The organism is Thiobaca trueperi (assembly GCF_004342175.1).
Taxonomy (GTDB): domain Bacteria; phylum Pseudomonadota; class Gammaproteobacteria; order Chromatiales; family Chromatiaceae; genus Thiobaca; species Thiobaca trueperi.
This window is the reverse complement of the sequence record NZ_SMAO01000001.1, coordinates 503224-525227: the sequence shown is the minus strand read 5'-3', so window position 1 is coordinate 525227 and position 22004 is coordinate 503224. Positions and strand designations below refer to the sequence as shown.

The window sequence follows — 22004 nt, the reverse complement described above, 5'->3', positions numbered from 1 at the left end:
CATGACTACAGATTCCCTGACCCGCAATGCCAGGCTGGATACGCTCGCCGCTGCGATCCGCGAACAGGTCGCGGACCAGGATTGTGAGCTGATCGACCAGCTCGGCGAGCTGACCCTGATCGTGCCTGCCGAGCGTCTGCTTGATGTCGCGCGAATGCTGCGCGATCACGCTGATCTGCGTTTCGAGCAGTTGATTGATCTCTGTGGCGTGGATTACGCCGCCTACGGTCAATCCGAGTGGGACACCGGGGACGCCACCTTTACCGGCTTCGGGCGCGGTGTGGATCGGGATCCCGATCTGACGCTCGACGATCCGCGTCGTTTCGCCGTCGTCTGCCAGCTTCTGTCGCTGGCGCATAACTGGCGTCTGCGTCTGCGAGTCCATGCTGGCGGCAGTCAGCCGATGGTTGATTCGCTGATCCCGGTCTGGGCCGCCGCCAACTGGTTCGAGCGCGAGGCCTTCGATCTCTTCGGCATTCTCTTTCGCGGACACCCGGATCTGCGTCGCATCCTGACCGATTACGGTTTCATCGGTCATCCCTTCCGCAAGGACTTCCCCCTCAGCGGTCAGGTCGAGATGCGCTACGATCCCGAGCAGCGCCGTGTCGTCTATCAGCCGGTTTCGATCGAGCCGCGTGTGCTGGTGCCGCGCGTGATCCGCGAGGACAGTCGCTACGCCGGACGGGAGCCGAACAATCATGCCTGAGATCCGCAACTACACCCTCAACTTCGGGCCTCAGCATCCCTCAGCGCATGGCGTGCTGCGTCTGGTGCTGGAGATGGACGGCGAGATCATCGAGCGCGCCGATCCGCACATCGGTCTGCTGCATCGGGGCACCGAGAAGCTGGCCGAGTTCAAGCCGTACAATCAGAACATCGGCTACATGGACCGGCTCGATTATGTCTCCATGATGTGCAACGAGCATGGCTATGTGCGCGCCATCGAAAGACTGCTCGGGGTCGAACCGCCGCTGCGGGCCCATTACATCCGCACGATGTTCGACGAGATCACCCGCATCCTCAATCACCTGATGTGGCTCGGGGCGCATGCCATCGACATCGGCGCCATGAGCGTCTTCATTTACTGCTTCCGCGAACGTGAGGATCTGCTCGACTGTTACGAAGCGGTCTCGGGTGCGCGGATGCACGCGACCTATTACCGTCCGGGCGGCGTCGCCCGCGATCTGCCCGACCGCATGCCCCAGTACCGGGGCGAATCCAAGTGGCACAGCGCGAAAGAAATCGCCCAGCGCAACGCGGCCCGTCAGGGCTCACTGCTGGATTTCATCCAGGACTTCACCGAGCGTTTTCCGGCGCATGTCGATGAGTACGAAACCTTGCTGACCGACAACCGCATCTGGAAACAGCGTACGGTCGAGATTGGCGTGGTCTCGCCCGAGCGCGCGCTGCAACTGGGCTTTACCGGCCCCGTGTTGCGCGGGTCCGGGGTCGAATGGGATTTGCGCAAGAAACAGCCCTATGCCGCCTATGACAGGGTGGATTTCGACATCCCGGTCGGCGTCAATGGCGACTGCTATGACCGCTATCTGGTGCGGATTGAGGAGATGCGCCAGTCGAACCGGATCATCCGCCAGTGCATCGACTGGCTGCGGGCCAATCCAGGGCCGGTTGCCATTGACGATCACAAGGTCTCGCCGCCCAAACGCGCGGCCATGAAAGAGGACATGGAAGCCCTGATCCACCACTTCAAACTCTTCACCGAGGGCTATTGCCCGCCGCCCGGCGAGGTCTATGCCGCCGTCGAGGCGCCCAAGGGTGAATTCGGCTGTTACATCGTCTCCGATGGCGCCAACAAACCCTATCGGCTGAAGGTGCGCGCGCCCGGCTTCCCGCATCTGGCGGCGCTGGACGAGATGGCGCGGGGTCACATGCTGGCCGATGTGGTGGCCATCATCGGCACCCTGGATGTCGTGTTCGGGGAGATTGATCGCTGATGAGCTTCCGCAATGCACCACTTGCCGTCAGCCGCGATCAGGACCAATCGGCGCTCTTCAACGCCGAGATTCGCGCCGCCATCGACGCCCTGATCGCCAAGTATCCGCCCGAGTGGAAACAGTCGGCGGTGATGCCGGCGCTGACCCTGCTCCAGGACAGCAACGGCGGCTGGCTCACCACCGAATTGATGGACGCGCTGGCCGTCTATCTCGATATGCCCGAGGTCGCGGTCTACGAGGTGGCGACCTTCTATGGCATGTACGACCTCACCCCACAGGGTCGGCACAAGGTCTGTGTCTGCAACAGCATCTCCTGTCTGCTCAATGGTTCCGAGGAACTTATCGAACACATTGAGCATAAATATGGCGTCAAGCCGGGTGAGACCACGGCAGACGGCCGCTTCACCTTCAAGGAGGTCGAGTGTCTGGGGGCCTGTCGTCATGCGCCTGCGGTGCTGCTGGATAAGACCTATCACGAAAAGCTGTCCCCCGAGTCGCTGGACAGACTGATCGACGGGCTGGAGTGAGATCATGATCCAGAACCAGAACACCGTCTGCTTTCGCAATCTGCATCTGGATGAGAGCATCCGGCATACCCTGGATGCCTATCGCAGTCTCGGCGGCTATGCGCAATGGGAAAAGATCCTGCGTGACCGAGTCGACCCCAGCGATCTGATCGAAGAACTCAAGCTCTCCAATCTGCGCGGACGCGGCGGCGCCGGTTTTCCGACCGGACTCAAATGGAGCTTCATGCCGCGCACCGCACCGGGTCAGAAATATATCGTCTGCAATTCAGACGAAGGCGAGCCGGGCACCTGCAAGGACCGCGACATCCTGCGCTATAACCCGCATCAGGTGATCGAAGGCATGGCCATCGCCGGCTACTGCATCGGCGCGACCGTTGGCTACAACTATATCCGTGGCGAGTTCTATGAGCCGATCACGCGCTTTGAGGGCGCGCTGAAAGAAGCTTATGCCGCCGGGCTCTTGGGCCGCGATATTCAGGGCTCAGGGGTCGATTTCGATCTCTACACCCATCTGGGCGCTGGCGCCTATATCTGCGGCGAGGAAACCGCCCTGCTCGAATCCATCGAGGGCAAAAAGGGTCAGCCACGCTTCAAGCCGCCGTTTCCGGCCCAATACGGGCTCTATGGCCGACCCACGACCATCAACAACACCGAGTCGCTGGCCTCGGTGCCGGTGATCCTGGAGCGCGGCGGCAAATGGTTTCTGGAGCAGGGGCGTCCCAACAATGGCGGACTCAAGCTGTTCTCAGTGACCGGCCATGTCAATCGTCCCGACAATTTTGAGGTGCCGCTCGGCACCGCGTTCAAGGATCTGCTGGAACTGGCCGGCGGGGTCAAGGATGGCCGCGCGCTCAAGGCGGTGATTCCGGGCGGCTCGTCGGTTCCGGTGGTGCCGGGCGAGATCATGATGGGCGTCGATATGGATTACGACTCGCTCTCCAGGGCCGGCTCCATGCTCGGTTCGGGCGCGGTCATCGTCATCGCCGAAGGCACCTGCATGGTGCGGGTGCTGCACAATCTCTCACATTTTTATATGCACGAATCCTGCGGTCAGTGCACGCCCTGCCGCGAAGGCACCGGCTGGCTCGCGCGGGTGCTGGGCCGCATCCTGCACGGCAAGGGACGGCCCGAAGATCTGGAGCTGCTCGAAAGCGTCGCCGGACGCATCGGCGGACGCACCATCTGCGCCCTGGGCGATGCGGCGGCCATGCCGGTGCAGAGTTTTCTTAAGCATTATCGGCATGAGTTTGCTTATTTGATTGAGCATGGGAGGGGGTTGGGGGCGGGTTAGGGTAATGAGCCATTCTTGCGGCTGACTCGGTGTGGCTTGGCGAATGACATGCTCAGACTGGTTTGGGGTTAGTTGCACTCTGTCTAGGTGACGAAAATTAAACTGCAAGCTAGAACATGTTAAGTGCTTGACAATCAGGGGGGTTGTTGAAAATGACTAGCATGGATAAGTTTAATAAGTGCGCCGCTGAGATATTTGGCTTACTGTATGAAAGATTTCCCATAAGGACCGATATCGAAATTCAAAGCTTTCCAGAATACGATGATCTCGAAAACAGGGAGATATTTTTCTCCACTGTTGATTTTTTGGATAGCGAAGGCTTCATAAAATGCAACGATAAAGTATACGGCGGCTATATGGGCGTTGTCTTGACTGCAAAAGGGTTCATGGTGCTCAATTCAACCCCGAAAGCTATTAACGAAAAAAGTACTCTCGGTGATGAGATTAAGAATGTTTTGAAATCGGGAAAAGATGAAGGGATTAAATCAGTAATCAGGGAAATCGTCAGATTATTTGTCGCGTGATATGAAGCAGTGCTCAGCATCTGGTTTACGGGGCTCCTGAAACTGTTTTTCATTTTCTTATGTTATCGCGTTAGCAAGGTAGCAAGGTAGGATGGGTAGAACGGCCATGCGATAACCTTGACGATTGCCAGTGATGCCGATTGGCCGTGAAACCCATTATTCACGTCAGTGCATGAGAAATGATGGGTTTCGCTTCGCTCTACCCATCCTACGCTTAATGATTTGGCCTGAGCGACATGCGGTTAACCTTTACGCCGGACAATATTTTACAATTCGTATTTTCAGGAAAATGATATGACACAATTACTTGAACACGCATTTCAAGAGGCATCCAAGCTCCCTGGTATGCAGCAGAATATGATCGTGCGATGGTTACTGGATGAATTATTGACGGAAAAAAATGGGATTCTTTGTTTGCAGACTCTGAAGATTTGTTAGCAAACCTCGCTGACGAGGCTCTTGAAGAACATCGCGCAGGCAAGACAAAGCCTTTAGCAAGGTAGGATGGGTAGAATGGCCATGCGATAACCTTGACGATTGCCTAATGATGCCTGTTGGCCGTGAAACCCATCATTCAGTAAAGTGAAAGTCCCGAACGCAGACAAGGCGGTTGTCGATATTCGGAAACTGACGGATTACTGTTTGAGTCACGAACACCCTAGAGGCAAGCACAAGGCGCGAGTGTTTTTGTCTGTTTTAGGGATGACCTGCACTCACGCGACAGAACTCCGGGATTGTTTGTTACAAAAAGTGAAGTCCGAGGAATGTGTCATCGGCGCACTGGATGAGTACGGCACTCGTTACGTTGTGGACTTCACTTACGTTAGAGGTGACAGGGAAGCCATGATAAGAAGCGCATGGATCATCAAGGCCGGCGAGAGCATGCCTCGCCTGACATCTTGTTTTGTGTTATGAGGCAATCATATTATGTCAAATAAAATCAATGAGTTAGATGTGGTTGCCTTGCTTCGAGATTTTCCGGAAGCAAAACTCATCAAAGGGCAGGTCGGTACTGTCGTGGAGACGCTTGGAGAATCCGCCTATGAGGTCGAATTTTGCGGAGACGACGGCAAGATCTATGCGTTACTCGGCATTAAAGAAGAAGATTTAATGGTGCTCCATTATTCGCAAGATAAAGCTGCGTGAGCAAGGTAGGATGGGTAGAGCAGCCACGCGATAAAATATGCCCGTGCTAAATATTAAGTAAAAGGAGGCCAAACATGAAATTAAAAGTAATTATACATCCCGCAGAAGAAGGCGGTTTTTGGGCGGAAGTGCCTACAATTCAAGGTTGCGCCACACAAGGCGATACGTTTGAAGAACTGCTTGCAAATTTATATGAGGCCGTTGAAGGCTGTCTTTCCGTGGACTTGGGGCAAATTGAAATATCCAAGAATGACAGAGTGTTGGAACTCGCAGTGTGAAATCAATTTCGGGCAAACAGTTTTCTAAATCAAACACCCGATAAAGCAAAATAGAAATGGGCTTAACCTACGCCGACATCGAACTGGAATCAACCTTCCGAGCCCGGAGGATGTCGGTGCGGGCATTGGTGGGCTCGGGGGCGGTGTTCATGATCATTCCACAACACGCAACCATCCAGCTTGGCTTCGATATTGAAGAGGTCAGCACAAGGGAAGTCATTCTGGCGGATGGATCAAGGAAGCAGGTGCCAATGGTCGGACCTTTACGGGTTCATTTTCGTGACCGCTATTGCGACCTTTCGGCGCTTGTCTTTGGCGACGAAGCCTTGTTGGGTGCCGTTCCGATGGAAATGATGGATTTGGTTCTGCAACCGAGCACGCAGTCATTGACCGTCAATCCGGAAAGTCCATATATCCCCGTTGCGCTTGCGAAGTAACATGATAAAAGCCGAGAGACCCGAATGACGGATAAGCTCACCATCGAGATCGACGGTCGCGCCTGTGAGGCGACGCCGGGCGAGATGATCATCGCGGTTGCGGATCGCGAGGGCATCGTCATCCCGCGTTTCTGCTATCACCAAAAGCTGTCCATCGCTGCCAACTGCCGGATGTGTCTGGTCGAGGCGGAGCAGGGCGGCCGTCCCTTTCCCAAGCCGGTGCCGGCCTGCGCGACCCCGGTCGGCAACGGCATGAAGGTGTGGACCCGTTCGCCCAAGGCCATTGAGGCGCAGCAGGGAACGATGGAATTCCTGCTCATCAATCATCCGCTCGACTGCCCCATCTGCGATCAGGGCGGTGAATGCGAGTTGCAGGATGTCGCCATGGGCTATGGCGACGATGTCTCGCGTTTCGTCGAGCGCAAGCGTGTGGTGAAGGATGAGGATCTGGGGCCGCTGATCGCCACCGAGATGACCCGCTGCATTCATTGCACCCGCTGCGTGCGTTTCTGTGCCGAGATCGCCGGGGTGCGCGAACTGGGCGCGACCGGACGCGGCGAGGAGGTGCGTATCGGCACCTTCGTCGCCCATGCCGTAACGCACGAACTCTCGGGCAATGTCATCGATCTCTGTCCGGTCGGTGCCCTGACCTCGAAGCCCTATCGCTTCACCGCCCGCGCCTGGGAACTCACCGCGCGCGACGGCATCGCGCCGCACGACAGTGTCGGCTCGAACCTCCGGCTGCATGTGCGCGGTCAGCGGGTGATGCGTGTTCATCCGCGCGATAATGAGGCGGTCAACGAGACCTGGATCGCCGACCGCGACCGTTTCAGCTATGCCGGGCTCGACAGCCTGGATCGACTGACCGCGCCCCTGCTCAAAGAAGACGGCGTCTGGCGCACGGTTGACTGGTCGGAGGCGCTGACTCGTGTTGCCGAGCGTCTCAAGTCGGCCGATCCGGCTGAGACGGGCTGGCTGATGGCCCCGAACGCCACCCTGGAAGAATGTTATCTGGCAGCGCGCATCGCCCGCGAGCTGGGCTGTCCGCACATCGATCACCGTCTGCGTCAGCAGGATTTCCGCAGCGATGACGCCGATCCACTCGTGCCCTGGCTGGGTCTCCCCATTGCCGAACTGGAAGTGCAGCGGTGCGTGCTGCTGGTGGGGAGCGATCTCCGTCAGGAACAGCCGCTGCTGGCGCATCGTCTGCGCAAGGCGGTTCTGGACGGCGCGCAGATGATCTGCATCAATCCCATCCGGCTGGATCTGAACCATCCCGCGCGCCAGATCGTCGGTACGCCAGCGGCGATGATCGCAGACCTCGCCGCCATCGCGAAGCGCCTGGGTGTGTCCGCAACAGGTGCGCTCAAGGATTGCATCGCCGTGAGCGAGCCGGGCGACGAACACGACATGGCGGCGGACTGTCTGAGCCGGATGGGTGAACAGGGCCGGGGGCTGATCCTGCTCGGGGCGCTCGCCACCGCGCACCCGGATTTCTCGCTGCTCAAGGCGCTGGCCCATGCCATCGCCGAGGCGTCCAATTGCCGCATCGGTTATCTGCCGGCGGCGGCCAACAGTGTGGGCGCCTATCTGGCCGGTGCGCATCCGCAGCGTCTGCCGGGTGCCAGGCCGACCGATCAGCCCGGACTCTCGCTGGGTGGGATGCTGGCCGCGCCGCGCCGGACCCTGGTGCTCTGGGGACTGGAGCCGGATCGCGACCTGGGCAATCCAGCCGGTGCGATGGCGGCATTCGACAAAGCCGATTTCGTCGTTGCCTGCTCGGCCTTCCGCAGTCCATCTCTGGAGCGGGTCGCCGATGTGCTCCTGCCTATCGGTGCCTTTGCGGAGACTTCGGGCACCTTCGTCAATGCCGCCGGACTCTGGCAGCGTTTTCAGGGTGCAGTGCCACCGCCGGGTGAGGCGCGTCCGGGCTGGAAGGTGTTGCGGGTGCTCGGCAATCTGCTGGATCTGAAGGGTTTCGATTATCGCGACGGTGCACAGGTTCGTGATGAGCTGGCTGCGCTCTGTGCCGATGCGGTCATCGATAACGCCGTGCGCGGTGAATTCCCGCTAACCAATGGCCCGACCGAATCGGCGCTGATGCGCATCGGCCCCGTTCCCATCTATGCCCTGGATCCGCTCGTCCGGCGCGCCCCGGCATTGCAGCAGATGACGATGCCGGGCTCAGCCTTCGGGGTTTATCTGCACCCGGATCAGGCCGCCGACCTGGGGTTGAACGCGGGCGATACGGTGCGTCTGACCCAAAACGAGGCGACCGCCACCGCGCAGGTGATACTGGATGACCGGGTTCCCATGGGCTGCGCGCGCATCCCGTCCGGGGTGGCCGGGAGCGAGGGGTTGGGCGATCAGATCGGCCCGATCAGCCTGGCACGTCTGACCGAGTCGGATACCGGCGAGAGGCGATGAGACAGCCATGACTGAACTTTGGAACGCATTGCCGCTGGTGATTCAGATCCTGCTCAAGATCACCGCCATCCTGCTGCCGCTGCTGGGTCTGGTGGCCTATTACACCCTGGCCGAGCGCAAGGTCATCGGTTATATGCAGGTGCGCATTGGCCCCAACCGTGTCGGCTGGCGCGGCGTGCTGCAACCCATCGCCGATGCCGTCAAGCTGGTGATGAAAGAGATCATCATCCCGACCAAGGCCGACAAGACGCTGTTCCTGATGGCGCCGATGCTCGCCATCGCCCCGGCGATGGCGGTGTGGGCGGTCTTTCCCTTCGACGAGGGGCTGGTGCTGGCCGACATCAACGCCGGTCTGCTCTATATCCTGGCCCTGAGCTCGCTCGGCGTTTACGGCATCATCATCGCCGGCTGGGCCTCCAACTCGCGTTACGCCCTGCTCGGCGCGATGCGCTCGGCGGCGCAGATGGTGGCCTATGAGATCGCCATGGGCTTCGCCCTGGTCGGGGTGCTGGTGGCGGCCGGGAGTCTCAATCTGGGCGCCATCGTCGCGGCACAGCAGGGAGGGCTGTTTTCCTGGTTCTGGCTGCCGCTGCTGCCGCTGTTCGGGGTCTATCTGATCTCGGGCGTGGCCGAGACCAACCGCGCGCCTTTCGACGTGGCGGAAGGCGAGTCCGAGATCGTCGCCGGTTTTCATGTGGAATATTCGGGGATGGGCTTTGCCGTCTTCTTCCTCGCCGAATACGCCAACATGATCCTGATCTCGGCACTGACCGCGCTCCTGTTTTTCGGCGGCTGGCTGTCGCCGCTGCCGCAGGTCTGGGTGGACGGGGTCTTTCTGCTGGACGACGGTTTCCACTGGCTGCTGCTCAAGACGCTCTTTTTCATGTATCTGCTGCTCTGGCTGCGTGCGACCTTCCCGCGTTATCGCTATGACCAGATCATGCGTCTGGGCTGGAAGGTCTTCATCCCGATCACCATCGTCTGGATTCTGGTCGTGGCGCTGGCGGTGGTGTACAAGCTGCCGCCCTGGTGGTCGGTGTGATCCGGAGACAAGCCATGCTGAAAACCGTGCGCGATTACCTCCACAGTCTCCTGATGCTGGAGCTTTTCCAGGGGCTCCGCGTCACCGGGCGTTATTTTTTCAAGCGCAAGTTCACCGTGCAGTACCCGGAGGAAAAGGCGCCGATTTCGCCGCGTTTCAGGGGTCTGCATGCGCTGCGCCGCTATCCGAACGGTGAGGAACGCTGCATCGCCTGCAAGCTGTGCGAGGCGGTCTGCCCGGCGCTCGCCATCACCATCGAGGCCGAACCCCGAGAGGATGGATCGCGCCGCACCACGCGCTATGAGATCGACCTCTTCAAGTGCATCTACTGCGGCTTCTGCGAGGAGTCCTGCCCGGTCGATTCCATCGTCGAGACCGGAATCTACGAATATCATTTCGAGACGCGCGGCGATCACATCATGACCAAAGAAATGCTGCTCGCCATCGGCGACCAATACGAGGCGGACATCGCTGCCGCCCGCGAAGCCGACGCGCCTTATCGTTGAGCGAATGTTTAAAAGATCATGAAAAAATTGATTTTTAAACCGCATCAACGCAAACAGCCATTGATGCAGATAAGCCTGAATTCACTCGAAACTCCGCCTATTACTCCGGATGCGGTTTAAAAATCATGGGCTTTGAAAAATTTCTCTTCTATCTCTTCGCCCTCATTACGCTGTGGGCGGCGGGTATGGTCGTCAGTCGGCGCAATCCGGTGCATGCGGTGCTCTTTCTTGTGCTGGCCTTTGTTTCCAGTGCCGCGCTCTGGATCCTGATGGAGGCCGAGTTCCTCGGCATCGTCCTGATCCTGGTCTATGTCGGCGCGGTGATGGTGCTCTTCCTCTTCGTGGTCATGATGCTCGATGTGGACATTGCCGCCCTGCGCGCCGGTTTCATCGACTATCTCCCTTTGGGTCTGCTGATCGCGGGGATCATGGCCATCGAGATCTTTCTGATCGTGGGACCGGCGAACTTTGGCCTGCATGCCTTCCCCGCTCCCGCGCCAGCGGGCACAGACCTGAACAACACCCGCGAACTCGGGCTGCTGCTTTATACCGTCTATGTCTATCCGGTGGAGATTGCTTCGGTGATTCTGCTGGTTGCCATCATCGCCGCCATCCGGCTCACGCTGCGCCGCCGTCCCGACAACAAATATGTCGATCCGGCGCGACAGGTGCGTGTCAAGAAGGGACCGGACCGGATCCGGCTGGTCAAAATGGCGTCCGAAACGCCTGTTCCAGTCGTTGCGCCCGCATTGGAAAAGGAGTCAGACGAATGATCGCGCTTTCGGATTATCTGATCCTCGGCGGACTGCTCTTTTCCATCTCGATCGCCGGGATTTTTCTCAATCGCAAGAACGTCATTCTGCTGCTGATGTGCATCGAGCTGATGCTGCTGGCGGTCAATATGAACTTCGTCGCCTTCTCGCATTTTCTCGGCGACATGACCGGGCAGGTCTTCGTCTTCTTCATCCTCACCGTCGCGGCGGCTGAAGCGGCGATTGGTCTGGCGATTCTGGTGGTGCTCTTCCGCAACCGGCAGACCATCAATGTCGAGGATCTGGATGCGCTCAAGGGTTAAACACAATCTGGTTCCCACGCTCCAGCGTGGGAGCACGTGCCGACGCTCCAGCGTCACGTGGCGTGATTAAACAGCGATTCATGACAGGACGCACCGCTGGAGCGGTCAGACTTGCTCCCACGCTGGAGCGTGGGAGCCAGAGCCAGGAAAATCCTGTTAATCCTGCCCATTAAAAAAGCGAAAGAGCCAGCGAATGGAAAACGTCTACCTGACCATTGTGCTTGCGCCGCTCATCGGCGCCATCGTTGCCGGGTTCTTCGGCGGTCGGATCGGCCGTCGGGGAGCGCATCGCGTGACCATTGCTGGCGTGGGACTCTCGACCCTGCTCTCGCTGTGGGTGCTGGCGCGCTTCATCTGGAGCGATCTGCCGGTCTTCAACGAGGCCGTCTATATCTGGATGGTCTCGGACGGGATCCGCTTCGAGGTCGGTTTCCTGGTCGATAAGCTGACCGCGCTCATGATGGCGACCGTCACCTTCGTCTCGCTGATGGTGCATATCTATACCATCGGCTACATGGCCGACGACGAGCACAACTGGCCGCACGGGGCACTGTCGGGCAGGAACAGCTATCAGCGGTTCTTCAGCTATATCTCGCTCTTCACTTTCTCGATGCTGATGCTGGTGATGTCGAACAACTTCATGCAGTTGTTCTTCGGCTGGGAGGCGGTGGGTCTGGTGTCCTATCTGCTGATCGGCTTCTGGTCCACCCGCGAGACGGCGATCTTCGCCAACCTCAAGGCGTTTCTGGTGAACCGGGTGGGCGACTTCGGCTTCATTCTCGGCATCGCCGCCATCGCCATGTTCTTCGGCTCGATGGACTATGCCGAGGTCTTCGCGCGCGCCCCCGAGCACGCCGAAACCCGGATCGCGGTCTTCGGCGGCGTCTCGCTCATGACCCTCATCTGCGTGCTGCTCTTCATCGGCGCCATGGGCAAATCGGCCCAGGTGCCGCTGCATGTGTGGCTGCCGGATTCGATGGAAGGCCCGACCCCGATCTCGGCCCTGATCCATGCCGCGACCATGGTCACGGCGGGCGTCTTCATGGTGGCGCGCATGTCGCCGCTCTTCGAGCTGTCCGAGACGGCACTGAGCTTTGTCCTCATCATCGGCGCGACCACGGCCTTTTTCATGGGGCTGATCGGTCTGGTGCAGAACGACATCAAGCGGATCGTCGCCTACTCGACCCTGTCCCAGCTCGGCTACATGGTTGCCGCGCTGGGTGCCTCGGCCTATGCCGCCGGCATCTTCCATCTGATGACCCATGCCTTCTTCAAGGCGCTGCTGTTCCTGGCCGCCGGTTCGGTCATCATCGCTCTGCACCACAGGCAGGACATCCGCGACATGGGCGGGCTGCGTAAATATATGCCGATCACCTGGGTCACCCTCCTGCTCGGGTCGCTGGCGCTGATCGGCTTCCCCGGTTTCTCCGGGTTCTTCTCCAAGGACGCCATCATCGAATCGGTCTGGCATTCCAGCCTCTTCGGTTCGGGCTATGCCGCCGTTCTGCTGACGCTCGGCGTCTTCGTCACCGCGCTCTACAGTTTCCGGCTGTATTTCCTGGTCTTCCACGGCAAGGAGCGGATGGATGATCATGCCCGGCATCATCTGCACGAAACACCCTGGGTCGTCACGCTGCCCTTGATTCTGCTGGCGATTCCCTCCGTCTTCATCGGTTGGTACACCGTCGAGCCGCTGCTGATCGGCGACTGGTTCACCTCCGGTGACTGGAATCCGATCCTGGTCGCGCCCGAGCACGATTCGCTGGCGCATCTGCGCGAGCACTGGCACGGTCAGGCGGCCTTCGTGCAGCACGGGCTCACCGCCTTGCCCTTCTTCCTGGCGATGGCCGGACTGGGGCTGGCGGCTGTCGTCTGGTGGTTGATCTTCGCTTGGAACCCCCGCATCGACGCACAGTTGCAGACGCTTGGCGGTCCCGTGACCCGTGTCCTTCAGGACAAATACGGTTTCGATGACTTCAACCAGCGGGTCTTTGCCGGTGGTGGGCGCGATCTGGGGCGGATGCTCTGGATGACTGGTGACCAGGCCGTGATTGATGGCGCCATCGTCAATGGCTCGGCCCAGCGTGTCGCCCGTTTTGCTCAGTGGTCGCGCCATTTGCAGACCGGCTATCTCTATCACTATGCCATTGCGATGATCGTCGGGCTGGTCGGCCTGCTGACGATCTTCGTGACCTTCTGACGGCAAGGGAGCAATCTGAATGAACGAGTTTCCCCTGCTGACGCTGATCATCTGGCTGCCCATCATCGGCGGCATCGTCGTGCTGGCAAGCGGCGAGCAGTCCACGAACATCTCCCGCTGGACGGCGCTGATCTTCGCCATCCTGACCTTCCTGATCAGCCTCGGGCTCTGGTTCGGCTTCGATGCGACGACCGCCCAGATGCAGTTCGTCGAACGCTCGCCCTGGATCCCTGGCTTCAAGGTCGAGTATTTTCTCGGCGTCGATGGTCTCTCGATGCCGCTGATCATTCTCACGACCTTCATCAGCATCTTCGTCATCATTGCCGGCTGGGAGACCATCACCTATAAGCCGACGCAGTACATGGCGGCCTTTCTCATCATGGAAGGGGTGATGGTCGGCGTCTTCGCGGCACTCGACGCCATTCTTTTTTATGTCTTCTGGGAGGCGATGCTGATCCCGATGTTCATCGTCATCGGGGTCTGGGGCGGGCCGAACCGGGTCTATGCGACCATCAAGTTCTTCCTCTTCACCTTCTTCGGCTCGGTCTTCATGCTGATCGCGCTGATCTACATGTCATTCCAGGCCGAGAGTTTCAGCATCCTGGATTTCCACGCGCTGCAACTGGGAATGACTGCGCAGATCCTCATCTTCATCGCCTTCCTGCTCGCCTTCGCGGTCAAGGTGCCCATGTTCCCGGTGCATACCTGGCTGCCGGACGCCCATGTCGAGGCGCCCACCGGCGGCTCTGTGATCCTGGCGGCGATCATGCTCAAGATTGGCGGCTATGGCTTCCTGCGCTTTTCCATGCCGATCACACCCGACGCCAGCGCCGAACTGGCCTGGCTCATCATCGCGCTGTCGCTGATCGCCATCGTCTACATTGGCTTCGTGGCCCTGGTGCAGCAGGACATGAAAAAGCTCATCGCCTATTCGTCCATCGCCCACATGGGCTTTGCCACGCTCGGCTTCTTTCTGGTCTTCGCCCTGGCGGTGCGGCCCGAGGTGAGCGGCGGCTCGATCATGGGCATCGAGGGCGGCATGGTGCAGATGATCTCGCACGGCTTCATCTCCGGTGCGCTCTTTCTCTGTGTCGGCGTGCTCTATGACCGCGTCCATTCACGCGAGATCGCCGACTATGGCGGCGTGATCAACACCATGCCCTGGTTCGGCGCCTTTATGATCTTCTTTGCGATGGCCAACGCCGGGCTGCCCGGCACCTCCGGCTTCGTCGGCGAGTTCATGGTCATCCTCGCCACCTTCCGCGCCGATTTCTGGTGGGCGGTGCTGGCCGCGACCACGCTCATCCTGGCTGCGGCCTTTACCCTCTGGATGGTCAAGCGGGTGATCTTCGGCGAGGTCAAAAACGACAAGGTCGCGGCATTGAAAGATCTGGATCGCCGCGAGACCTTCAATCTCGGCGTACTGGCTGCCGCCGTGCTCGCGCTCGGACTCTGGCCTGCACCGCTGGTGAACGTCATGCACACGACGATCGAGAAGCTGGTCGTCCAGGTCAGCGCGTGCAAGCTGCCCGCTGACGAGCGCGGCGACTGCGCGCTGGTTCGTCCCGAAGCCGCTGCGACTGTCATGCGTTGAGGTTTGTGGGAATAGACAGGATTAACAGAATTAATCAAGATTAACATGATTAAAAACAAAATCTTAAAAACCCTGTCAATCCTGAAAAATCCTGTTAGTCCTGTCTATTGACAGCCAGTCTCAGAATTTGGAACCAACTATGCCATTCGACGCCGCCAATCTCGTGCCCATCCTGCCGGAGATCGCCATCCTCATCACCGCGAGCGTGGTGCTCATCGTCGATCTCTATCTCAAGGATCAGGACAAGGGACTCAATCACAGCCTGAGTCTGATCGGTCTGGTGATCGCCATTGCGCTGACCGGCGCGGTCGGCGGCGGCGAGCGCCAGATCTTCTTCGATGGCAATCTGGTTCGCGACGGTATCAGCGATCTGTTGAAGGGCGCGATTCTGGTGGTGAGTATCCTCGCCTTCATCTATGCGCGACCCTGGCTCAAGGATCGCGGCATGCTGGTGGGCGAGTTTTATGTCCTGGGCCTGTTCGCGGTGCTCGGGATGCTGGTCATGGTCTCCGCCAACAGCTTCCTGACGCTGTATCTGGGGCTCGAACTCCAGGCGCTCTCGCTCTATGCCCTGGTCGCCTTCGACCGCGATTCCAAAAAGGGCGCTGAGGCGGCGATGAAATATTTTGTGCTCGGCGCGCTCGGCTCGGGCCTGCTGCTCTACGGCATCTCGATGATCTATGGCGCGACCGGCTCCATCGAACTGGGGCCGGTCGCTCAGGCTGTCGCCGCACAGGGCATCGCAAACAAGGTGCTGGTGTTCGGGATCGTCTTTCTGGTGATCGGTATCGGTTTCAAATTCGGCGCCGTGCCGTTTCACATGTGGGTGCCGGACATCTACGAAGGCGCGCCGACGCCTGCCGTGCTCTTTCTCGGCAGCGCGCCCAAGATCGCGGCCTTCGCGCTTGCCATCCGCATGCTGGTGGAGGGGTTGCCGTCGCTCCATGCCGACTGGCAGGGCATGCTGATCATCCTCGCCGTGCTCTCGATGGGGCTTGGCAATCTGGTCGCTATCGCCCAGACCAACATCAAGCGCATGCTGGCCTACTCGGCCATCGGACATGCCGGCTTCATCTTTCTCGGGCTGCTCGCCGGATCACAGCAGGGCTACGCGGCGGCCATGTTCTATGCCATCGTCTATGCCGTGATGTCCGCCGGTGCCTTCGGCATCCTCCTCATCCTCAGTCGCAAGGGATTCGATGCCGAGAACCTCGAAGACCTCAAGGGGCTCAATGATCGCGATTCCTGGTACGCCGCCATGATGACGCTCGTCATGTTCTCCATGGCCGGGGTGCCGCCGACAGTCGGTTTCATGGCCAAGCTGCTGGTGCTGGAATCCGTCGTCCGCATTGATCTGGTGTGGCTGGCGCTGGTGGCCGTCGCCTTCTCCATCATCGGCGCCTTCTACTATCTGCGGGTCATCAAATTCATCTATTTCGACCGACCGGCCCCGGACGCGCCGATCCTCGTCACCAGCGGCGGCGTGCGGATCGCCATGACAGCCAATGGTCTGGCCCTGCTGGCGCTCGGGCTTTTTCCCGCCGCGCTGCTGTCGCTGTGTCAGGCGGCGTTTGCGGTGCAGTAATCGCGTCACTTTCGCGCTGATGGATGGACACCGTGCGGGCGACTGACCGGCATGGACCTGGGGCGTTTCGTAGCGGTAGTTGGCCTTGAGATCAGTCACGATTGAATGCCTTGATCAAAAGGTCGGAGTGGCATGGGCGGATTGTCGTGTCGTTCGCGGGTAGGGCAGGGTGCGGCGCGCGGGTGTCGGTGTCACCGCCCGACGCTGAAACCGGCCAGACTGGAGGGCGCGCAGCAGTGCCAGTCCCTGCGGCCAGGGGCCGAATCCCGAATCGATATTGATGTGGCCTGCATCGCCGATGTCGATCATCACGCTGCCCCAGAGCCCGGCCCAGTGCTCGACTGTCTCCAGACGCATCCAGGGATCGTTGCGGCTCGCCACCACCAGGCTCGGGAAGGGCAGGGGGCCGACGGGAGATCGGCAGCCAGCGAAAGCTGACCCTTGCGTCGCGGGTCGGCACGCACGCCGCGCGGCGAGAAACGCTCCGGATCCGCCGGGGCGACCAGCAGTGCGCCTGCGCCAGCGGCGGTGCGCCGGGGATCCAGCCGCGCTCATCGCCCGCAGGAGCCACGGCGATGTCGGGCGCGCGCAGGGTGCCGCCCGCCGGGGTGAAACCGGCTCCGTTCAAGTCATATCGCCACGCCCTTCTCGTCGAACAGCCCCTCAAAGAGAATCGAGCTGAGATACCGCTCGCCGGAATCCGGCAGGACCACGACGATAGTCTTACCGCTGTGCTCCGGACGCTGCGCGAGCCGCGCGGCGACCGCGACCGCCGCGCCGCTGGAGATGCCGGAGAGGATGCCCTCCTCGCGCGCCAGACGCAGCGCATAGCGGACGGCGTCCTCGTTGCTGACGGTCTCGATGAGATCGACCAGCGACAGATCCAGGGTGTCCGGGACGAAGCCGGCGCCGATGCCCTGGATCTTGTGCGGGCCGGGTTTGAGCGGTTCGCCGGCACGGGCCTGGGTCAGTACCGGACTGGCCTCGGGCTCGACCGCGACCGAGAGGATGGGCTTGCGCTGGGTCTGTTTGATGTAGCGCGAGATGCCGGTGATGGTGCCGCCGGTGCCCACGCCCGAGACCAGAATGTCGATCTGGCCCTCGGTGTCGTGCCAGATCTCGGGACCGGTGGTGTTCTCGTGGATGGCCGGATTGGCCGGGTTCTTGAACTGTTGCAGCAGCACATAGCGCTCGGGATCGGCGGCGGCGATCTCCTCCGCCTTCGCCACCGCCCCGCTCATGCCCTTGGCCCCTTCGGTCAGCACCAGTCTGGCGCCATAGGCCACCAGCAGCTTGCGCCGCTCCAGGCTCATGGTCTCGGGCATGGTCAGGGTCAGCGGGATCCCCTTGGCGGCGGCGACGAAGGCCAGCGCGATCCCCGTATTGCCGCTGGTCGGCTCGACCAGCTCCTTGCCGGGACCGAGCAGACCGCGCCGCTCGGCATCCCAGATCATGGCCGCGCCGATGCGGCATTTGACCGAATAGGCCGGATTGCGGCCCTCGATCTTGGCCAGCACGCGGGCGGGCGCGCCATCGGTGACACGATTGAGCGCCACCAGCGGGGTGCGGCCGATCGACTGCGCATTGTCTGCAAACCAACTGGACATCGGGAGTGCTCCTCAGACCGGATCGGTCTGGATGGGGGTGTGACGCCGGTTGAATGCCGGACGGCCACAGAGGTTTCACTTTAAGGTTTTCGCTGCCGGAGTCGAACGAAGAAGAATTCAGATTCTGATAAAACTGAAGGCGCTTTCCAGGAAGATCTCTAAACGCCTGAAATTCCTTCAACGGACAGGATTAACAAGATTTTTCAGGATTAAAAATATTTAAAACAAGGATTTGAGAAATCCTGTCCATCCTGAAAAATCCTGTTAATCCTGTCTAAATAAAGTCATGGTGCCTGATGAAAATCCCGCGCCGCATTCACCACGCGCCGCACGATTCCGACCCGCACCACGAAATCGCCGAATCGCTCGTCCGGCTGGCGCTCGGCGGCGAAGCGAGCGAAGAGTCCGTCAAGCTCCGTCAGGATCTCGGTCTCGCCGATATTCTCCCGATAGACGCTGTTGAGCCGGGCGCCGCGTCCGTCGCCGCCGAGCAGCAGGTTGTAGGTGCCCGGTCCCTTGCCGACGAAAGCGATTTCGGCCAGGAAGGGCCGTGCACAGCCGTTGGGACAGCCGGTCATGCGGATCACCAGTGCCTCCCGCTCCAGACCATGACGCGCGGCCAGCGTTTCGATGCGGGTCAGCAGATCCGGGAAATAACGCTCCGACTCCGCCATCGCCTGCGGACAGGTCGGAAAGGCGACACAGGCAATAGCGCCCAGCCGCAGCGTCGAGCGCCCCTCTGCCAGCAGGCCATGCGCGCGCGCCAGCGATTCGATGCGTTGTTTCTGCCGGGCCGGCACCCCCGCAACGATCAGATTCTGATTGGGCGTGATACGGAAATCGCCGCGATGGACCTCGGCGATGGCCCGCAGCCCGGTGAGCAACGGACGGTCGGGGGCGTCGTGCAACCGTCCGTTTTCGATATACAAGGTCAGGTGCCAGCGTCCGTCATGACCCCGGATCCAGCCGTAGCGGTCGCCGTGATCCGTGAAGGCGACGGGCCGGGGCGGCGCGAAGGTCAGCCCGGCACGCCGCTCCACCTCGGACCTGAAGGCGTCCAGACCCAGGCGTTCAATGGTGTATTTGAGCCGCGCATGGGGGCGACTGACGCGATTCCCGAAGTCGCACTGCGCCGTGACCACCGCCTCGGCCACCGCCAGCACCCGCTCGGGGGTGACGAATCCCAGATCGTCGGCCAGCCGGGGAAAGGTGGTGCGATCGCCGTGGGTCGTCCCCATGCCGCCGCCGGCCAGACAGTTGAAGCCCAGCAGACGGGTGGGTTCGTTGGGGTCGGTGATGGCGATAAAACCCAGATCGTTGGCATAGACATCGACATCGTTGTGCGGCGGCACGGCGATGGCGACCTTGAATTTGCGCGGCAGATAGGTCTCGCCATAGATCGGCTCATCCTCTTCGCCGCTGCCGGCGAGCCGTTCGCCATCGAGCCAGAGCTCATGATAGGCGCGGGTCCTGGGCAGCAGATGTTCGCTGATCCGCTGCGCCCAGGCATGGACCTCGGCATGCAGCGGCGATTCGACCGGATTGGGGTTGCACATGACATTGCGGTTGATGTCGCCGCAACCGCCGATGGAGTCGATGAGCGCCTGATGGATGCCCTGGATGACCCCGCGCAGATCGCCCTTGGGGATGCCGTGATACTGAAAGGTCTGGCGCGTGGTCAGCCGCACGCTGCCGCTCGCCAGCTCGCGTCCGATGCGGTCGATGGCGAGCCATTGCGCCGGGGTGCAGACCCCGCCGGGCAGCCGTGCGCGCAGCATGAAACTGTATTCAGGCTCCAGCCACTGCTCGCGGCGCGCGGCGCGCCGGTCGCGGTCGTCCTGCTGATAGAAGCCGTGGAATTTGCCGATCTGGGTATCCGCCGGGTCGATGGCGGCGGTCAGTTCGTCGGCCAGACTCGCCGCCAGGGTGCCGCGCAGACGCTGGCTGCGTGACTTGATGTGTTCATGTTCGGTGAGATTGGCGTTCATCAGTAAAGGTCTCGCTGGTAACGGCCATCCTGGCGCAGGGTGTTGAGCGTGTCGTCGGCGCTTTCATGATCGATGCCCCGCTCGTGCGCGATGACATCAAGCAGGGCCTCGTGCACCGCACGGCCCATCGCGGTGGCGCCGCAGACATAGAGATGCGCGCCGTCCTGAAGCCAGGCATGGAGGTCGCGCCCCTGTTCGCGCAGCCGGTGCTGGACATAGCGTTTGTCGCCCTGATCGCGCGAGAAGGCGACGCTGACCTGCTCCAGCCGTCCGGCCTTGCGATGGGCCTGCCAGTCGAGCTGATAGAGAAAGTCGCGCCGGTAATGACGGTTGCCGAAGATCAGCCAGTGACGACCGCGTGCGCCGCGCGCGGCGCGTTCCTGGAGAAAGGCGCGAAACGGGGCGATACCGGTGCCGGCGCCGATCAGGATGAGAGGCGTGTCATCGTCCGCCGGGAGCCGGAAACCGGGGTTTTCGGTGATCGCGATCTGAATCGGCTCGTCTTCGCGCAGACGGCGGGCGAGGAAGCCCGAGGCGCCGCCCAGACGCTCACGTCCATCGACGGCATAGCGCAGCAGAGAGACCGTCAGATGCACCTCGTCGGGGATCTCGGTCTGACTGGAGGCGATGGAATAGAGACGGGGACGCAGCGGCTGGAGCAATCCCACCAGCGCGGACGGCTCCAGGCGGCCCGGATGCTCGGTGATCAGATCGACGAACTGGCGCGAGCCGGCATAGTCGCGCAGCCGCGCGCCATCGGCGCTCAGGTCTGCCAGCGCGTCCGAACCGGATCGTTCGGCCCAGGCCTTGACGACGTTCGGGTGCAACTGGGTCAGATCCAGGTGTTCGGACAACGCCTCACGCAGCGCCAGATCGCAGTTCTCCAGCGTGACCGGGCTGTCCCCGTCGAGTTGCAGCCGCGTCAGGATCGCATCGACCAGCACCGGATCATTGCGGAACCAGACCCCGAGTGCATCGCCGGGCGTGAACCGCAGTCGTTCGGGATCGATCGCGAGCACCAGATGATGGACCTCACCCACGGCGTCTGCGGTGGTCAGCCGACGTCGCTCGATCAGTTCCGCAACCAGTGGGCCGCTCGCCGCCGATTTTGCGGCGACCGGTTCGCCGCCCTTGCCGCCGTGGATCGGGATGACCTTGGCCCTGTGCGATTCGACCAGACCGGCGGTCAGTTCCAGCACGCGCCCGGACCAGTCGGCAACCGTCTCCCGATAATCGACATCGCCGCACTGGAGATCCAAAAGGGGGTGGGCGCCCAGCTCCCTGAGCCGGACATCGAACGCCCTGGCGGCCTGACAGAATTGGGCATAGCTGGAGTCGCCCAGTCCCAGCACCGCATAGCGCAGCGACTCCAGTCGGGGCGCGCGTTTGCCATGCAGATACTTGAAGAGATCCTGCGCACTCTCCGGCGGCTCGCCCTCGCCGTGGGTGCTGACCAAGAGCAGCAGCAGCCGTTCGCTGGCGATGTCGCGTGATTTGTAATCGCCCAGTGAGAGCAGGCGGGGTTCGATTCCGCGCCCGTGCAGCCGCGCGGCGAGCGATTCAGCCACGCCACGGGTGTTGCCCGTCTGCGAGCCGTAGAGGATGGTCAGCCCGGAGGCGGGCGCGCTGGCCTGAACACTGGCGGGAATCGATTCCACGGCGCCGCGTCCGGCCAGATACCCGCTGACCCAGGCGATCTGGAGTGGCGAGAGACCCGTCAGGGCCGTTTGCAGAGCAGTCAACTGGCGCTCGTCCAGCGGACTCGTTAAAGGGGTTAATTGCGACAATGCCATGGGCACTCCGGGCGAATCTCATACGATAA

At 61.0% G+C, this 22004-nt stretch carries 21 protein-coding genes; 17 read left to right on the top strand and 4 right to left on the bottom strand.

Annotated elements, in window-relative coordinates; translation table 11 throughout:
- Position 1 precedes the first annotated feature (1 nt).
- The 17 genes from EDC35_RS02430 to nuoN all read left to right on the top strand — a co-directional run bounded on the left by EDC35_RS02430 (position 2) and on the right by nuoN (position 16587).
- Positions 2 to 706, top strand: a complete 705-nt coding sequence (locus tag EDC35_RS02430) for an NADH-quinone oxidoreductase subunit C (protein WP_132975353.1) — start codon at positions 2 to 4, stop codon at positions 704 to 706.
- Positions 699 to 1955, top strand: a complete 1257-nt coding sequence (locus EDC35_RS02425) for an NADH-quinone oxidoreductase subunit D (RefSeq protein WP_132975351.1) — start codon at positions 699 to 701, stop codon at positions 1953 to 1955. The genes EDC35_RS02430 and EDC35_RS02425 overlap by 8 nt, the downstream gene beginning before the upstream one ends.
- Complete coding sequence (locus EDC35_RS02420) at positions 1955 to 2482, top strand: NADH-quinone oxidoreductase subunit NuoE family protein (protein ID WP_132975349.1); 528 nt, start codon at positions 1955 to 1957, stop codon at positions 2480 to 2482. Before EDC35_RS02425 ends, EDC35_RS02420 begins: the two co-directional genes overlap by 1 nt.
- A gap of 4 nt (positions 2483 to 2486) precedes the next feature.
- Positions 2487 to 3773 carry an NADH-quinone oxidoreductase subunit NuoF gene (gene nuoF / locus EDC35_RS02415; RefSeq protein WP_132975347.1) on the top strand — a complete coding sequence of 429 codons (1287 nt, stop codon included), beginning with the start codon at positions 2487 to 2489 and terminating at the stop codon, positions 3771 to 3773.
- Between the two features lie 161 nt (positions 3774 to 3934).
- On the top strand, positions 3935 to 4297 hold the full coding sequence (locus tag EDC35_RS02410) for a hypothetical protein (RefSeq protein WP_132975345.1): 363 nt from the start codon (positions 3935 to 3937) through the stop codon (positions 4295 to 4297).
- A 582-nt stretch (positions 4298 to 4879) separates the two neighbouring features.
- Positions 4880 to 5212, top strand: a complete 333-nt coding sequence (locus EDC35_RS19070; RefSeq protein WP_132975343.1) for a DUF6883 domain-containing protein — start codon at positions 4880 to 4882, stop codon at positions 5210 to 5212.
- A 12-nt stretch (positions 5213 to 5224) separates the two neighbouring features.
- Positions 5225 to 5443 (top strand): DUF4926 domain-containing protein, encoded by a 219-nt coding sequence (locus EDC35_RS02395; protein WP_165903326.1) that lies wholly within the window; start codon positions 5225 to 5227, stop codon positions 5441 to 5443.
- Between the two features lie 74 nt (positions 5444 to 5517).
- The gene (locus EDC35_RS02390) at positions 5518 to 5721 is read left to right on the top strand and encodes a type II toxin-antitoxin system HicB family antitoxin (RefSeq protein ID WP_132975339.1); all 204 of its coding nucleotides are present in this window, start codon (positions 5518 to 5520) and stop codon (positions 5719 to 5721) included.
- A gap of 56 nt (positions 5722 to 5777) precedes the next feature.
- Entirely contained in the window at positions 5778 to 6158 is a 381-nt protein-coding gene (locus EDC35_RS02385; RefSeq protein ID WP_132975337.1) for a pepsin/retropepsin-like aspartic protease family protein, read from the top strand.
- Between the two features lie 24 nt (positions 6159 to 6182).
- On the top strand, positions 6183 to 8585 hold the full coding sequence (gene nuoG, locus EDC35_RS02380; protein WP_132975335.1) for an NADH-quinone oxidoreductase subunit NuoG: 2403 nt from the start codon (positions 6183 to 6185) through the stop codon (positions 8583 to 8585).
- A gap of 7 nt (positions 8586 to 8592) precedes the next feature.
- Positions 8593 to 9627 carry an NADH-quinone oxidoreductase subunit NuoH gene (nuoH, locus tag EDC35_RS02375; RefSeq protein WP_132975333.1) on the top strand — a complete coding sequence of 345 codons (1035 nt, stop codon included), beginning with the start codon at positions 8593 to 8595 and terminating at the stop codon, positions 9625 to 9627.
- 14 nt (positions 9628 to 9641) lie between these two features.
- Positions 9642 to 10133, top strand: coding sequence for an NADH-quinone oxidoreductase subunit NuoI (gene nuoI / locus EDC35_RS02370; RefSeq protein ID WP_132975331.1), 492 nt, complete (start codon positions 9642 to 9644; stop codon positions 10131 to 10133).
- Positions 10134 to 10258: 125 nt separating this feature from the next.
- On the top strand, positions 10259 to 10906 hold the full coding sequence (locus EDC35_RS02365) for an NADH-quinone oxidoreductase subunit J (protein ID WP_132975329.1): 648 nt from the start codon (positions 10259 to 10261) through the stop codon (positions 10904 to 10906).
- On the top strand, positions 10903 to 11208 hold the full coding sequence (gene nuoK / locus EDC35_RS02360; RefSeq protein ID WP_132975327.1) for an NADH-quinone oxidoreductase subunit NuoK: 306 nt from the start codon (positions 10903 to 10905) through the stop codon (positions 11206 to 11208). Before EDC35_RS02365 ends, nuoK begins: the two co-directional genes overlap by 4 nt.
- Before the next feature lie 193 nt (positions 11209 to 11401).
- On the top strand, positions 11402 to 13408 hold the full coding sequence (gene nuoL / locus EDC35_RS02355; protein WP_132975325.1) for an NADH-quinone oxidoreductase subunit L: 2007 nt from the start codon (positions 11402 to 11404) through the stop codon (positions 13406 to 13408).
- 19 nt (positions 13409 to 13427) lie between these two features.
- The gene (locus tag EDC35_RS02350; protein WP_132975323.1) at positions 13428 to 15002 is read left to right on the top strand and encodes an NADH-quinone oxidoreductase subunit M; all 1575 of its coding nucleotides are present in this window, start codon (positions 13428 to 13430) and stop codon (positions 15000 to 15002) included.
- A gap of 139 nt (positions 15003 to 15141) precedes the next feature.
- On the top strand, positions 15142 to 16587 hold the full coding sequence (nuoN, locus tag EDC35_RS02345) for an NADH-quinone oxidoreductase subunit NuoN (protein WP_132975321.1): 1446 nt from the start codon (positions 15142 to 15144) through the stop codon (positions 16585 to 16587).
- Positions 16588 to 16701: 114 nt separating this feature from the next.
- Here the strand turns inward: nuoN and EDC35_RS02340 are convergent, their stop codons facing one another.
- The 4 genes from EDC35_RS02340 to EDC35_RS02320 form a co-directional block, all read right to left on the bottom strand.
- The gene (locus EDC35_RS02340) at positions 16702 to 17142 is read right to left on the bottom strand and encodes an RBBP9/YdeN family alpha/beta hydrolase (RefSeq protein ID WP_207896058.1); all 441 of its coding nucleotides are present in this window, start codon (positions 17140 to 17142) and stop codon (positions 16702 to 16704) included.
- Positions 17143 to 17216: 74 nt separating this feature from the next.
- Positions 17217 to 18194 (bottom strand): cysteine synthase A, encoded by a 978-nt coding sequence (cysK, locus tag EDC35_RS02330; protein ID WP_132975319.1) that lies wholly within the window; start codon positions 18192 to 18194, stop codon positions 17217 to 17219.
- 284 nt (positions 18195 to 18478) lie between these two features.
- The gene (cysI, locus tag EDC35_RS02325) at positions 18479 to 20182 is read right to left on the bottom strand and encodes an assimilatory sulfite reductase (NADPH) hemoprotein subunit (RefSeq protein ID WP_132975317.1); all 1704 of its coding nucleotides are present in this window, start codon (positions 20180 to 20182) and stop codon (positions 18479 to 18481) included.
- Positions 20182 to 21975 carry an assimilatory sulfite reductase (NADPH) flavoprotein subunit gene (locus tag EDC35_RS02320; RefSeq protein ID WP_132975315.1) on the bottom strand — a complete coding sequence of 598 codons (1794 nt, stop codon included), beginning with the start codon at positions 21973 to 21975 and terminating at the stop codon, positions 20182 to 20184. Before EDC35_RS02320 ends, cysI begins: the two co-directional genes overlap by 1 nt.
- Between the last annotated feature and the right edge of the window lie 29 nt (positions 21976 to 22004).